The following is a 12,996-nucleotide window of genomic DNA, read 5'->3' as shown; positions in this document are numbered from 1 at the left end:
CTGCTAATTGATTCCTACGGCAGAGCCTACAGTGTAACCCGTACATTAAGCAAATAAAGGAGAAGATGATGCTGCATTATTCTGTGATCTTTTTCGTGATTGCCCTGATTGCGGCATTTTTTGGTTTCAGTGGCCTGGCTGCCGGAGCCGCCGAGATTGCCAAAATCCTATTCTTCGTCTTCCTGGTAGTGACTATTGTGTCGCTGGTTGCCGGCATATTCCACAGCAAACGTTAAGCGCCAGCAATACTCGGACGCTAAACCAAGTTTTTAATTCATTTTGTTAACGATGGGAGTTGCCTTATGTTAAGCCTCAACAAGAAAACAGAAATTAAGGATCAAGTGGAAGACTTGGCTGATACCGCCAAGGAAGCCCTCAATGATAGCGTTGATGCAGGTGAGACCTCGGTACGTAAGTTAGGTCGCAAGGTACAATCCAAGGCCAAAGACACCAAGAAGGAAGCCCTGGCCTTGCTGGAAAGCCTCAAGGACGTATTGGACCCTGACGCGCACACCAATGCTACCGAGCACATCATTGAACAACTCAGTGAAAACTTCTCTGAGTGGAGTGATTCACTAGACCACGAATTGAGTCGTGCGCTCAAGACGAGCCGCACCACTTCCAGGCGCTGGTTGCGTAAACGCTCTCTGCTGACCCTGACACTCGCAGTCGGTGCAGGCGTACTGGTGGGCTATGCCTTGAGTGGGCATGACGAAGACTAACCCTAGTCAACTGGGGCTGCGCCAATGCGCTTCTGGTACTGCGGTGTGCTTGCCCACACGGGCAAGTCACCGTACTATCCAGAAAAATGATTAATCAAGGATTGCTAATTTTCCATGAAGAAAATATTGCTGGTTGATGACCACAACATCGTAAGACAAGGCCTGCGCAATCTGATTGAGCTTGAATCTGACCTTGAAGTTGCCGGTGAGGCTGCCTCAGGTCTGGAAGCCATCAAGCTGGTACGCGCCAATCAATATGATGCCGTGGTGATGGATATTGCCATGCCTGACAAAAACGGCGTGGATACTTTGCATGATCTGCGCCATGTGGCTCCAGATCTGCCTGTGCTTATCCTCAGTGGGTATGGTGAAGAGCAATATGCACTCAACCTGATGCGCAGTGGCTGCAAGGGTTATCTGTCCAAAGACGCCGATTCTGACGAGATTATCAAGGCCATACGCACCATAGCCAGTGGCAAGCGCTACATCTCGGCCGAGCTGGCAGAACTGATGACCAATGAATTGAGCAATCCATCAGAAAAGTTATTGCACGAAATGCTTTCAGACCGCGAGTTCCAGGTGTTTTTCAAACTTGCCAGTGGCCTGAGCGCTACCGAAATTGGGGAAGAACTCTGTATCAGTGTTAAAACCGTGAGCACCTACCGCACGCGCATCATGGAAAAAATGAGCCTGAAAACCAATGCCGATCTCACTTATTACGCGATCAAGAATCAACTGATTTCCTGAGACTAATGACCAATGTTCAACTGGAATAACACGTCGGAAAATGTAGGACACGCTGATACTGTGAACAGTATCAGCAAGCTAAAATTGACACGCATTGGTTACATCTATGGATACAGTGATGACAGAGTACCAGGCTTCAGTTAGGGCGGTTCCCAGGGCCATGAAAGTCATGCTCGTGGAAGATTCATCGCTGTTGCGCGATGCCATCATCGATATATTGTCAGACTGTCCCGGTCTGACTTTTGAAGGAGTGGCGCTCACTCAGGACGACGCTATTGCGCAGCTTTACCAGCAGGAGTTCGATTTACTGCTGGTCGATATTGAGTTGGCGCAAGGCAATGGTTTTGAAGTGATCAAGGCCACCCAGCAGGCAGACTTTCCTTTTGCCAAACCGCAATATCTTATTCTCACCAATCATGCCTATCCGCAGTACAGACAATTGGCGGAAGCTTGGGCGTGAAGTATTTCTTTGATAAATCCATGGATTTCGATATGGCGATTGAAACCATAGAAGCCGAAGCAGGGAAATTCTTGCCTGGTGAATAATTTCAGGCAGGGCTGCTGGCGCTGCTCTCCTTCGTCACCAGCATGTGCATCTGTGCTGGTGTTTATAGGCACAACTGAATCTGTTATGCGCACCGCTGCATGACATAAGCTCTCGGCCTTGATAGTCACGGTAAACCAGGAGCCAGAACACCATGCTTGATATCTCTGCCCTTGATCTAGCGCGTGTGCAGTTTGCTTTTACCGTTTCCTTCCACATCATCTTTCCCTCTATCACCATTGGGCTGGCCAGTTATCTGTTTGTGCTGGAGGCTTTATGGCTCAAGACCGGGCGCGAGGTCTACAAAGACCTGTATCACTATTGGCTGAAGATATTTGGGGTCAATTTTGGTATGGGCGTGGTTTCCGGCCTGGTGATGGCTTATCAGTTTGGCACCAACTGGAGCGGCTTCTCGGCGTTTGCTGGCAGTATTACTGGCCCCTTACTGACTTATGAAGTACTGACAGCGTTTTTCCTGGAGGCGGGTTTTCTCGGGGTGATGATGTTTGGCTGGAGCCGCGTAGGCCCAGGCCTGCATTTGCTGTCAACTGGCATGGTGGCGCTGGGCACACTGGTGTCAGCCACCTGGATACTGGCCTCAAATAGCTGGATGCAAACACCACAGGGCTTTGAGATACGCGATGGTGTTGCGGTGCCCACCGACTGGCTTGCCATCATCTTCAACCCCTCCTTCCCCTATCGCCTGCTGCATATGAGCATAGGCGCTTTTCTCGCTACCGCGCTGATGGTAGGCGCAGCAGGTGCCTGGCATCTCTTGCGTAGCAAGAATATTCCCAACAAAGATATCTCCGGCAGGGATATTTCTAGCAACAATATCCTCAGTAAAAACAAACAACCTGGGCCAGAAAACCTGGCTCAAGACAACGCAGGCGTGCGCACCATGTTATCCATGGCCATGTGGATGTTGCTGCTGGTAGCCCCCTTGCAAGCCCTGGTTGGCGATGCCCATGGCCTCAACACGCTCAAGCATCAACCCGCCAAAATCGCCGCCATGGAAGGTCATTGGCAGAATCATGAGGGTGAAGGCGTGCCTCTGCTGTTGTTTGGCTTGCCCGATATGCAAGCTGAAACCACGCGCTTTGCCGTAGGCATACCGCACCTGGGCAGTTTGATTCTTACGCATAGCTGGGATGGGCACATCCCTGCGCTCAAGGACTTCCCTGCCAGCGACAGGCCCAATGCTAGCGTGATTTTCTGGAGTTTCAGAGTGATGGTAGGCTTAGGCATGCTGATGATCGCCTTGGGTCTATGGAGCTTATACCTGCGCGTTAAGGGCCAGCTTTATCAAAACACCCTATTCCTGCGCCTGACACTCTGTATGGGCCCGGCTGGCGTTATTGCCATACTCGCGGGCTGGATTACTACGGAAATGGGGCGCCAACCCTGGGTGGTTTATGGCATCATGCGCACCGCAGATGCCGTTTCTAGCCATGACATCAGCTCCTTGGCGGCGTCATTAGCCTTGTTTGTTGTGGTGTACATTTTTGTCTTCGGCATAGGCATAGGTTATTTATTGCGCCTGATACGCCAGCCAGTGGTTCATGCTCTGCCCGAGCTTGAGGGTGGCCCCGGTCAGAGCAGGCAACAGATGCGGCCGCTTTCGGCCCCCGATGCGCCCTTCTCGTTGCAGGCGCCTTTATCCAACCCCAAGGAATAGCAGCAAATGGAATTCGATTTACCAGTGATTTGGCTGATGGTTATCCTGTTTGCCATCACCATGTATGTGATCATGGATGGCTTCGACCTGGGCATAGGCATACTGTTTCCCTTTGTGCAGGACAAGCATGACCGCGATGTGATGATGAATACCGTGGCACCAGTCTGGGATGGCAATGAAACCTGGCTGGTGCTGGGTGGCGCGGGCCTGATGGCGGCTTTCCCCTTGGCTTATGCCGTGGTGTTGAGCGCACTGTATCAGCCCATCATCCTGATGCTGCTGGGCCTGATATTCCGTGGTGTGGCGTTTGAATTCCGCTTCAAGGCACCGGAGGCCGAGCAACATATCTGGGACAAAGCCTTTATTGGCGGCTCGATAACCGCCGCTTTTTTCCAGGGCGTGACCTTGGGTGCTTATATCAATGGCATCGTGCTGGAAAACAAGGCCTTTGTCGGCGGCTCCTTTGACTGGATCAGCCCCTTTGCGCTGGTAACCGGGCTGGGCGTGATGGTGGCTTACGCGCTCTTGGGCAGCACCTGGCTAATCATGAAAACCGAGGAGCATCTGCAACAACGCCTGTTGCAATTGACGCGGCCTCTGGTGGGCCTGGTCATCGTCGCCCTGCTGGTGGTCAGCATCTGGACGCCATTGGCCCACCCCGGGATTGCCGAGCGCTGGTTCAGCCTGCCCAATTTCTATTTCTTGTCCTTAGTGCCTGTGCTGGTCACTATCAGCCTGTATTCGCTGATGCGTGAACTGAAATCTGGCTATGACAGGCAACCCTTTATTGCCGCGCTGATTATTGTTTTACTCGGCTTGCTGGGGCTAGCCATCAGCATCTGGCCGCAGATTATTCCGCCCGATATCACCATCTGGGAAGCCGCAGCACCAGAGTCCAGCCTTAAGTTTGCGCTGGTCGGTACTCTGGCTATTGTGCCTATGATTCTGGCATACACCATCTGGTCCTACCGTGTGTTCAAGGGCAAGGTAAGACACGGCGATGGCTATCACTAAATCAGATCAATCGCAGCCTAGCCCTTCATGGCTCAAGCGCTGGCTGTGGCTACTGGCAATCTGGGCTGCCAGCGTGGCGGTGATGGGTCTGCTGGCCTGGCTGATGCGCGGCTTGATGCAATTGCTAGGCTTGGGGCGCTGAGTATCTTAGCCTTCTTGCCTCACTGTTCCAGCCCCTGCCACTCGCGCAGCACTGAAGCCCCTACCGGGGCCGGGCCTACATGGCGCAAGTAATCGCCTTGCAGCAAGCGCATGCGCAGTGCATCGCGGTATGACCCATTCGAGAAAAACTCTTCCTTGAGTTCACCCTCAACCTCAAAGCCGCAGCTTTGATAGATATGGATAGCTGCCAGATTCTCGGTATCTACCACCAGATAGACTTTATGTAGATTGAGCACGCGGAAGGCATAACCCACGGCAATACGCGTGGCAGACTTGGCCAAGCCACGACCCTGAAAGTCAGGTGCAATAATGATCTGGAATTCGGCGCGTCTGTGGATGTAGTTGATTTCCACCAACTCCACCAGCCCGGCCAATTCGCCACTTTCCAGTTGAATGATAAAGCGACGCTCGTTCTGATCGTGAATATGCCTATCATATAAGGTCACCAGTTCGTCATAGGCCTCGTAAGGCTCCTCAAACCAGTAGCGCATGATGGTATCGTTGTTGTTGAGTTTGTGCACAAAGTGCAGGTCGTTGCGCTCTAGCGGGCGCAGGTTGATGCGGTCCAGATTCGACATGGTGGAGTTTTCCAGATTGTTGAGCATGTGCCAGGCACAAGCCCAGCCAGGTACTACTCTCGCACAAGCTCCACCTTGAAGCCAGCCTGTTGCAAACGTTCAATGATGCCGCCCTGCCCCGGCAGATGCGCAGCACCGACTGCAACAAACAGACTTTGCTCCCTTGCCAGTTTGGCAATGCGTGCTGCCATGCTGACATTGCGCTCATCCAGCAACAGCAGCTTGAGCTTCTGCCACAGGGCTGGGCTTAGTCCATTGCCGCTAAGCTGCTCATCCAATGCCGCCACCCTGGCAAGGTCCCCGCTCAAATAGGCTTGCACCAGCAGTTCAAAATCTGCCTCTTTCTGCGCCTGGCTACGTGCCAACACTGTGCGCAGCATCTGCATCTGCTCCTGCAAACTCAGGCTTTCCAGCGCAGAAAAATGCTCCTGCATGCCTTCCAGTGCCTGCACCTGCTTGCCCGCCTGCTGCGCTTGCAGATAAAGCTGCACATCCAGGGTATAAGGCGATTGCGCCTGTGGCAGGTCAAACACCATGGCCAGCAGCCAGGGTTTCATGCGCAAGGCCAGCTTCTGCTCCAAGCCATGCTGCTCAGCCAGGGCTTGCACCTGCTCCAGCTCGGCAGGCTTGAGGTGGGGCGCCAGGCCGGGAGCGGGCATGACATATGGCGCCAGGTCATTCGAGGGCAGCACTTCCATCATGAATACGCTGGCACTATGCAGCGCCTGATTGACGCTGTCATCAAGCTCGGTCACGCGTGGGTCGTCAGCGTGTATGGTGCCAAACAGGTAGCTGATGGGGGCATGAACCCCGCTGCTGGCCTGGACTTTCCACAGCATGCCCTGCCCGGCTGCCATTGCAGGCAGCGGGGTAATCGCCAGTAGTAGCGCAGAAAAAAAGCCTCTTACCAAGAGGCTTTTGATGAATGTATGCGCGACCATGCAGAGCTTTAACGCTGTGGACGACCAGGCTTTTTGCCGGACGGCTTGCTGGACGCTGGCCTTGGATGCGCAGGCCGGGCTGGCCGCACGGCAGGTTGTGGTGAGCTTGAAGATCCAGTTTTACCGCCACGCGTAAACGCAGCGTTTGCAGATGAAGACCTGCCCGCAGCAGATTTTCCGGCGCTATTGTTTCCAGCACCAGCTCTGCCTGCACCTTGTCTTCCGGCACCCTGTCTTCCTGCTCCAGCCCTGCCTGCCGCGGCAGAGTCAGCACCGCCACGACGGCTGCCATTGACCAATACCGCATCCCTGGGCGCGATAGGCTGCCAGGCCGGGATCAAGTGCTTCTTGCCACTGCCTATCAGGTCTTCACGTCCCATGCGCTTCAATGCCTCACGCAGCATGGGCCAGTTGTTGGGGTCGTGATAACGAATAAAGGCCTTGTGAAGGCGGCGGACACTACCCGCCTTAGGCACAGGCACTTCCTCGCTGTCGTGCGTCACCTTGCGCAGCGGGTTCTTGCCGGAGTGGTACATGGCGGTGGCCATGGCCATGGGCGTAGGCGTAAAGGTCTGCACCTGATCCAGCTTGAAGTCATAGCGTTTGAGCCAGAGTGCCAGGTTGAGCATGTCTTCATCGGTAGTGCCAGGGTGGGCGGCGATGAAGTAAGGAATCAGATATTGCTCCTTGCCCGCTTCACGCGAGAACTGCTCGAACATGGCCTTGAATTCGTCATAAGCCGTCATTGCTGGCTTCATCATCTTGTTGAGCACGTTTTCTTCAGAGTGCTCAGGTGCAATCTTGAGGTAGCCGCCAACGTGATGCTGCACCAGTTCCTTGACGTATTCCGGCGATTTCACTGCCAGGTCATAGCGCAGGCCTGAGCCTATCTGTATGCGCTTGATGCCAGGAATCGCACGTGCCTTGCGGTATAGCTGAATCAGGTGCGAATGATCGGTATTGAGGTTTTCGCAAATGCCGGGGAAGACGCAAGACAGCTTGCGGCAGGATTTCTCAATCTGCTCGCTCTTGCAGGCCAGCCTGTACATATTGGCGGTAGGCCACCCAGGTCAGAGATAGTCCCGGTAAAGCCCTCGACCTTGTCGCGCACTTCTTCCAGCTCTTTGAGGATGGAGGCCTCGGAACGGCTTTGTATGATGCGGCCTTCATGCTCGGTGATGGAGCAGAAAGTGCAGCCGCCAAAGCAGCCGCGCATGATGTTGACCGAGAACCGTATCATCTCCCAGGCCGGGATACGTTCCTTTTGATAAGCCGGGTGTGGCGAGCGTGCATAGCTCAAGTCATAGACATAATCCATCTCGCGTGTGGTCAGCGGGATGGGTGGCGGGTTGAGCCAGACTTCGCGGTCGCCATGGCGCTGCACCAGCACGCGCGCATTGCCGGGGTTGGCTTCCAGATGCAGCACACGCGAGGCATGGGCGTAGAGCACCGCATCCTGCACCACTTCTTCATAGGCAGGCAGGCGTATGAACTGGCGGCTGCGGTCAGCCTTGACCTTGGGCTTGCGTACTATGGTGATGGCCTGCACACCGGGTGCCAAGCCATCGTTATTGGCGGCGGCAGCGGCCGTAGATGCGCAGGATGCGCCCGTCTTGTCCATGGCAGGTTCCATGGCGTAAGGTCTATCTGCTCTTCCACCTTGCCTGGCCTGTCCAATGCGGTAGAGGCCACTTCTTCCCAGCCCTCAGGCAATTGCTTGCGCAGGAAGGCCGTGCCGCGTACATCATTGATTTCACTGACGCTTTCACCGCGCCCTAATCTATGGCTGATTTCCACCAGCGCGCGTTCAGCATTGCCGTAGATGAGTAAATCAGCCTTGGAATCTATCAGTACCGAGCGTCTGACCTTGTCCGACCAGTAATCGTAATGAGCAATACGGCGCAGCGAGGCCTCTATACTGCCTATGATCAGGGGTACACCCGGGAATGCTTCCCGACAGCGTTGTGAATAGACTAGAATAGCGCGGTCAGGTCTGCGACCAGCCACAGCATTGGGTGTATAGGCATCGTCGGAGCGGATTTTGCGGTCAGCGGTGTAGTGGTTGACCATGGAATCCATATTGCCAGCGGTGATACCGAAATACAGATTGGGCTTGCCCAACACGCGGAAAGGATCAGCCGAATGCCAGTCAGGCTGCGCAATGATGCCAACACGAAAACCCTGAGCTTCCAGCAAACGCCCGACCAGGGCCATGCCAAAGCTGGGGTGGTCGATATAGGCATCGCCAGTCACCAGAATAATGTCGCAACTGTCCCAGCCCAGAGCGTCCATTTCGGCGCGGCTCATGGGCAGCATAGGGGCGGTACCAAAACGCTTGGCCCAATACGGGCGATAAGCGCTTAATAAACGAGGTGTTTCCATAGGGGGGGCATTTTACCTTGGAAAGCACTCATCATGATGAAAACAAATAATTTTTTTCTGAAATCAACATATTAATCAGGTAATTATTCAATGAAGACTTCATTCTTGCGCATTAACATGTCGCTGGCAGGCCGGGGAGCGGCCACCGTGCTACTGGGTCTGGCTTTGCCTGCCCATGCCACCAATGGCTTCAACTTGATAGGCTTTGGCGCTGAATCCTTGCTGATGGGCGGTGCAGATGTCGCTGTGGCACGAGATTCTTCCGCGATTAACACCAACCCGCTGGCCTGGCCCAAATCCATGGCAAGGTCTTCAATGGCTTTGGCAGTGTGTTGCGCACGCTGGATCTTTCGCACGCCGATCAGTTTGGCACCGATTCCCACGCCAGCAATCACTTTACTCTGCTGGGCGGTGGCGGTTATGTGCAATCGCTGGACTCCCTGCCCTGTGCGGCAGGCGTGGGCAGCTTTGTGCAGGGTGGCGCAGGCGGCGTGTTCCGCAATTTTGACAATGCCTTTGGTACCCGTGATGACTTCGCCGCCAAGTTCGGCATCGCCAAAATCAGCTTCGGTATGGGCTGTCAGGTAACGGAAAGGCTGGCGCTGGGCGGCACCATTGGTGTCACTTATGCCCGTATCCAGCAATCTTTGTTCCGCTCTACACCCGGCGTAGGCACCGATTTCAACGATGCAGATGGCATGCGCCCGCACTTCAAGATAGGTTTGCAATACAAGCTCACACCCACCATCACCCTGGGAGCGGCTTATACCGAGAAAACCAAGTTATCACTCAGTGGTGGCAATCTACGTTTCAATACTGGTTTCGGCATTACCGAATATCAGGATGCCAAGCTGGAAGGCCTGGCAACTCCGCGCGAATTTGCGGTGGGCGCTGCCTGGAAACCGAATGATCAATGGCTGCTCTCGGCCAAGGTCAACTGGATCAACTGGGATGACGCGCTCAACAGCAGCACGCTGACAGCGCGCAACCCTGATGGGCCCGGCCCGGCAGAGCTTTCGGTCAGCAACCGCCTGGACTGGAGCAATCAGGTAGTAATTGCTCTGGGCACGGCTTATGAGCTTAACGACAAAACCACGCTCTACGCGGGCTACAACTACGGCAAAAACCCTATTCCGCGTTCCCACACCACGCCCTTTATCGCTGGCATACTGGAACATCATTACACCGCAGGTGCAGCCTATAAATTCACCCCGGAATGGACTTTCACTGGCGGCTTTGAATACTCACCCGTAGTCAAGGTCAACTACAACAACCCCGAGCTCCCTTTCGGCAATGCCCAGCTGCGCAACGAGGCCTTGTTCTTGCACTTTATGCTGAGCCGCCAATGGCAATAAGCTAAGACTTTCGCAAGCTTCACGCCATAAAAAAGGCCGGCATATGCCGGCCTTTTGTTTAGTACTTGCAGCTACAGACTAGGACTTCTGATCAAGGTCTATGCTGGTATCAAAACCTAGCAGCTTGCCCGCCCAGATGAACACCACCCAGACCAGCACGCCAAACGGCAAGTAGCCAAAGAAGCCCAGCAAAGGCATTTCGGCAAAGATATGAATGACGTTGACGTAAGGGATGTTGTAAATCCAGTAGTTGGGGTTGGTGGCCAGCTCAGGCATGGGGTGAGCGCTGCCATAGTTCCACACTTCCCAGAAGAAGCCGTTGAACAATGACGCCAATGCCACCAGTATCATGGGGGCCCAATTGCCTTCAGCCAAAGCGCTGAACGGGTTCCAGATATTTAGACGGATCAGCACGCCGGACACCACCGCCATCGGGCCTATCCACACCACCCAGAACAAGGGGTAAGGCAGGAAGGTCATGAGGAAGATCAAGGCAAAACCGCCCCAGATCAGCAAGGTAGAGGGCAAAGCCAGCTTAGGGCCCTGGGTATAGCGCACCGAGAGCTTGGGGCAAGTCTTGAGCAGGGTATACCACTCAAAAATCGCTGGCCAGACTGTGGTGTAGGCAATCAGGAACAGCGCCACAATCATACTGTGCGAGAGGCCAGGGATATGGGTATTGGGGTAATACCAGTTGCCGAGCACGAAGTAATCGTAGTACTCAAAGAACAACCAGCCAAACACCGATACCAGCGCGCTGATGACAAAGGTCTTGGGCTTGCTGGAAACCAGCGAATTACCATTGTTACGCCTGTAAACCAGACCATCCAGCACCAGGATAAAGCCCCACCACATTGGGCTGAAAGCGTAGTAAACCAGGTCACCAAACGGTGTGACACGCGTCCACATCAGCCACCAGAAGAACAGCATAAAGACGCCGCCTATCCAGAACCAGATGGGGAAAGACAATTTACTGGGTTGCGGGCCGGGACTGACTTGCTTGAAACCGAACCAGGTGGGGAACAACAGGAAAATACCAAACGCAATTTCAACCAGGGCGACAACAGTAAACACCAGCAGGTTGAAACCCGGCATGTCGGAGACATAATCCGGTGGGAACACCCCAAAGCCGGGCGGCAAATGGGTATCAGGATAGGCAAACCACGCAGCAATCAAAGGTAACACCAGGCATAACAGCACTGGCCACAGCAAAGGCCACTTCTTCATCTCTTCCCCTTCAAGTTGTTATTAGTTTAGATAGATGTTGTTGCTTTTCTTGGGTACTGCACGACTCCCTTTTGCCGCTCACGCTTGTGGGCGTACATGCGGGTGTCAGCCAGGTACTTCAGCACATTGCCATCCCGGCTTTCCATGGCATGAGCTATGCCATAGCTCATGCCTGAAAACTCGAATCCCTGTTGATGCAGAACACGCATCGCCGCCTGTAGACGCTGTTCCAGTAACTGCACATTGCCTTGCGGGCTGGTGATGGCAAATTCATCGCCGCCTATGCGATGCAGCACGCCAGCCTCGCTGATGGCATCGTGCACAGCACGCGCAAAGCCGCATAAGAGCTCGTCACCGCGCTTATGGCCAAAGTTGTCGTTGTAATACTTGAGGCCATCAATGTCGATAAAGATCAGCACTCCTTCTGGCGGCAGCATGTCCAGTTCCTGATCCAGCGCATAACGATTGGGCAAGCCAGTCAGAGCATCGGTATGGGCAATCTGCAGATGGCGCTGCGAGAGCGTCAGTGCGTGTTCTTTTTCGTTATTGAGCAAAGCAAATTGCCGCGCCAGCACCAGTGCCAGCAAGATCATTTCCACGGTCACGGCCAGCATGCCAAAGTGCTCGATATAGAAGGTCTGTGAACCATAGACCTGGGTATTGGTGATGGAATATGAGCCAATCAGGAAGAAGGCCAGAATCGCCACCAAGTAGTATTTGGCAATCAGATTGCCATGCCAGGACTTGATGCTGCTGGAAACCAGGCCGTAAAGCATGATGATGCCCACGCCATATCGATCAAACTCCAGCGACCAGTTAGGCCAGATGGCCGCGGCCGGAATAAACAGCAGCAAGACCACAATAATGATGCGACCTGCGCGGTATAGCCCAGAATTCACATCCTTGCGCATCTCCAGTAAATGCATGACAAAAAACACATAGGCAATATTGGAGAACAGGATGGGAATACTGATGAGGTAGAACCAGTGCATGCCCGCCAGATCAGGCAGAATCAACAAGGCAGCGCCGTTGTAGAACAGGTTGCCGAAGATGAACAACGCGTACATATAGTCGGTAACCTGCTTGCGCACGTAACCGAGGGCGGCGTAGTAAATGGTGAGTATCAGCATGGCACCGTAGCAGATCAGCACCATGGCGTTGCTGGCCTTGATGGATTGCTGGTACTCCGCCTCATTAACAACATAAGGCTCGGGATGCGCAAGGAAGAAGGGCGAACTGACCTCGGACACCAGTTCATAATGTCCTGGGCTTAGCGGCACATCCCGACCATGCCGTAACATAAAGGGGTTGGGCACGCTGGATTGTATGCCCCCCTCCAGGGTGTAGATTTCCTCGCCCTGGGCATTGAATAAATGATGCGTAAAGCGCCCGACCACGCTGGAGCTTTTGAAATCCACGACATAGGTGCCGGGGGTGACTACCTCGAAGCTGGTTTTATAAAGATAGTGCCCCCCCGTACTGGCGGGGCGCGTAACGACTTCAAGGTCCTTGCTATCAATATAGTTGCCCAGCTCTTTGGCGTGTTGCAGTGCAGAGACGGTTTGCGCATCCAGCTCATACCAGCGGCCCTCGCTGACCAGGGGGGCAGCGTAGGCCCACAGGGCCTGCATCATCAGCAAGTCCAG

At 54.1% G+C, this 12,996-nt stretch carries 13 protein-coding genes and 1 pseudogene; 8 read left to right on the top strand and 6 right to left on the bottom strand.

Annotation, left to right across the window (positions count from 1 at the left end; translation table 11 throughout):
* The first annotated feature begins 68 nt into the window (after positions 1–68).
* The 7 genes from JCM2850_RS20790 (at position 69) to JCM2850_RS20785 (ending at position 4,847) form a co-directional block, all read left to right on the top strand.
* Positions 69–236, top strand: a complete 168-nt coding sequence (locus tag JCM2850_RS20790; protein ID WP_025869470.1) for a DUF1328 domain-containing protein — start codon at positions 69–71, stop codon at positions 234–236.
* Between the two features lie 66 nt (positions 237–302).
* Positions 303–722, top strand: a complete 420-nt coding sequence (locus JCM2850_RS01210) for a hypothetical protein (protein ID WP_025869469.1) — start codon at positions 303–305, stop codon at positions 720–722.
* Between the two features lie 114 nt (positions 723–836).
* Positions 837–1,469, top strand: coding sequence for a response regulator (locus JCM2850_RS01205; protein WP_025869468.1), 633 nt, complete (start codon positions 837–839; stop codon positions 1,467–1,469).
* A gap of 160 nt (positions 1,470–1,629) precedes the next feature.
* Positions 1,630–1,929 carry a LytR/AlgR family response regulator transcription factor gene (locus JCM2850_RS16255; RefSeq protein ID WP_234406018.1) on the top strand — a complete coding sequence of 100 codons (300 nt, stop codon included), beginning with the start codon at positions 1,630–1,632 and terminating at the stop codon, positions 1,927–1,929.
* A 238-nt stretch (positions 1,930–2,167) separates the two neighbouring features.
* Positions 2,168–3,691 carry a cytochrome ubiquinol oxidase subunit I gene (locus tag JCM2850_RS01195; RefSeq protein ID WP_025869467.1) on the top strand — a complete coding sequence of 508 codons (1,524 nt, stop codon included), beginning with the start codon at positions 2,168–2,170 and terminating at the stop codon, positions 3,689–3,691.
* Positions 3,692–3,697: 6 nt separating this feature from the next.
* Entirely contained in the window at positions 3,698–4,705 is a 1,008-nt protein-coding gene (cydB, locus tag JCM2850_RS01190) for a cytochrome d ubiquinol oxidase subunit II (protein ID WP_025869466.1), read from the top strand.
* Complete coding sequence (locus JCM2850_RS20785; RefSeq protein WP_081774914.1) at positions 4,692–4,847, top strand: DUF2474 domain-containing protein; 156 nt, start codon at positions 4,692–4,694, stop codon at positions 4,845–4,847. The genes cydB and JCM2850_RS20785 overlap by 14 nt, the downstream gene beginning before the upstream one ends.
* Positions 4,848–4,866: 19 nt before the next feature.
* Here the strand turns inward: JCM2850_RS20785 and speG are convergent, their stop codons facing one another.
* The 4 genes and pseudogenes from speG to JCM2850_RS22210 all read right to left on the bottom strand — a co-directional run bounded on the left by speG (position 4,867) and on the right by JCM2850_RS22210 (position 9,124).
* A complete protein-coding gene (speG, locus tag JCM2850_RS01180) occupies positions 4,867–5,472 on the bottom strand; it encodes a spermidine N1-acetyltransferase (protein WP_234406017.1) in 606 nt (201 codons plus the stop codon).
* 26 nt (positions 5,473–5,498) lie between these two features.
* Positions 5,499–6,356: a TraB/GumN family protein gene (locus tag JCM2850_RS01175; RefSeq protein WP_234406016.1), complete on the bottom strand. Its 858-nt coding sequence runs from the start codon at positions 6,354–6,356 to the stop codon at positions 5,499–5,501.
* A gap of 38 nt (positions 6,357–6,394) precedes the next feature.
* Positions 6,395–8,768 (bottom strand): annotated as a pseudogene (locus JCM2850_RS16250) (YgiQ family radical SAM protein).
* Between the two features lie 83 nt (positions 8,769–8,851).
* On the bottom strand, positions 8,852–9,124 hold the full coding sequence (locus JCM2850_RS22210; RefSeq protein WP_234406015.1) for a hypothetical protein: 273 nt from the start codon (positions 9,122–9,124) through the stop codon (positions 8,852–8,854).
* Between JCM2850_RS22210 and JCM2850_RS16245 the strand changes: the two genes are divergently transcribed.
* Complete coding sequence (locus JCM2850_RS16245; RefSeq protein WP_234406014.1) at positions 9,098–10,123, top strand: OmpP1/FadL family transporter; 1,026 nt, start codon at positions 9,098–9,100, stop codon at positions 10,121–10,123. The two genes, JCM2850_RS22210 and JCM2850_RS16245, sit on opposite strands and share 27 nt — an antisense overlap.
* Before the next feature lie 78 nt (positions 10,124–10,201).
* Here JCM2850_RS16245 and JCM2850_RS01150 read toward each other — a convergent pair whose 3' ends face one another.
* Positions 10,202–11,350 (bottom strand): hypothetical protein, encoded by a 1,149-nt coding sequence (locus JCM2850_RS01150; RefSeq protein WP_025869460.1) that lies wholly within the window; start codon positions 11,348–11,350, stop codon positions 10,202–10,204.
* A 26-nt stretch (positions 11,351–11,376) separates the two neighbouring features.
* The gene (locus tag JCM2850_RS01145) at positions 11,377–12,984 is read right to left on the bottom strand and encodes a sensor domain-containing diguanylate cyclase (RefSeq protein ID WP_234406013.1); all 1,608 of its coding nucleotides are present in this window, start codon (positions 12,982–12,984) and stop codon (positions 11,377–11,379) included.
* Between the last annotated feature and the right edge of the window lie 12 nt (positions 12,985–12,996).

Source organism: Methylobacillus glycogenes JCM 2850, assembly GCF_000617925.1.
GTDB lineage: Bacteria > Pseudomonadota > Gammaproteobacteria > Burkholderiales > Methylophilaceae > Methylobacillus > Methylobacillus glycogenes.
Note: the sequence above shows the minus strand (reverse complement) of the source record. Positions and strands in the feature narration are given on the sequence as shown.

What these genes read in the sequence shown, in the direction of transcription:
- JCM2850_RS20790 (WP_025869470.1), top strand. Translation starts at nt 69, where the DNA reads ATGCTGCATTATTCTGTGATCTTTTTCGTGATTGCCCTGATTGCGGCA.
- JCM2850_RS01145 (WP_234406013.1), bottom strand. Translation starts at nt 12,984, where the DNA reads ATGATGCAGGCCCTGTGGGCCTACGCTGCCCCCCTGGTCAGCGAGGGC.
- JCM2850_RS20785 (WP_081774914.1), top strand. Translation starts at nt 4,692, where the DNA reads ATGGCTATCACTAAATCAGATCAATCGCAGCCTAGCCCTTCATGGCTC.
- JCM2850_RS16255 (WP_234406018.1), top strand. Translation starts at nt 1,630, where the DNA reads ATGAAAGTCATGCTCGTGGAAGATTCATCGCTGTTGCGCGATGCCATC.
- speG (WP_234406017.1), bottom strand. Translation starts at nt 5,472, where the DNA reads ATGCTCAACAATCTGGAAAACTCCACCATGTCGAATCTGGACCGCATC.
- JCM2850_RS01205 (WP_025869468.1), top strand. Translation starts at nt 837, where the DNA reads ATGAAGAAAATATTGCTGGTTGATGACCACAACATCGTAAGACAAGGC.
- JCM2850_RS01195 (WP_025869467.1), top strand. Translation starts at nt 2,168, where the DNA reads ATGCTTGATATCTCTGCCCTTGATCTAGCGCGTGTGCAGTTTGCTTTT.
- JCM2850_RS01150 (WP_025869460.1), bottom strand. Translation starts at nt 11,350, where the DNA reads ATGAAGAAGTGGCCTTTGCTGTGGCCAGTGCTGTTATGCCTGGTGTTA.
- JCM2850_RS01210 (WP_025869469.1), top strand. Translation starts at nt 303, where the DNA reads ATGTTAAGCCTCAACAAGAAAACAGAAATTAAGGATCAAGTGGAAGAC.
- cydB (WP_025869466.1), top strand. Translation starts at nt 3,698, where the DNA reads ATGGAATTCGATTTACCAGTGATTTGGCTGATGGTTATCCTGTTTGCC.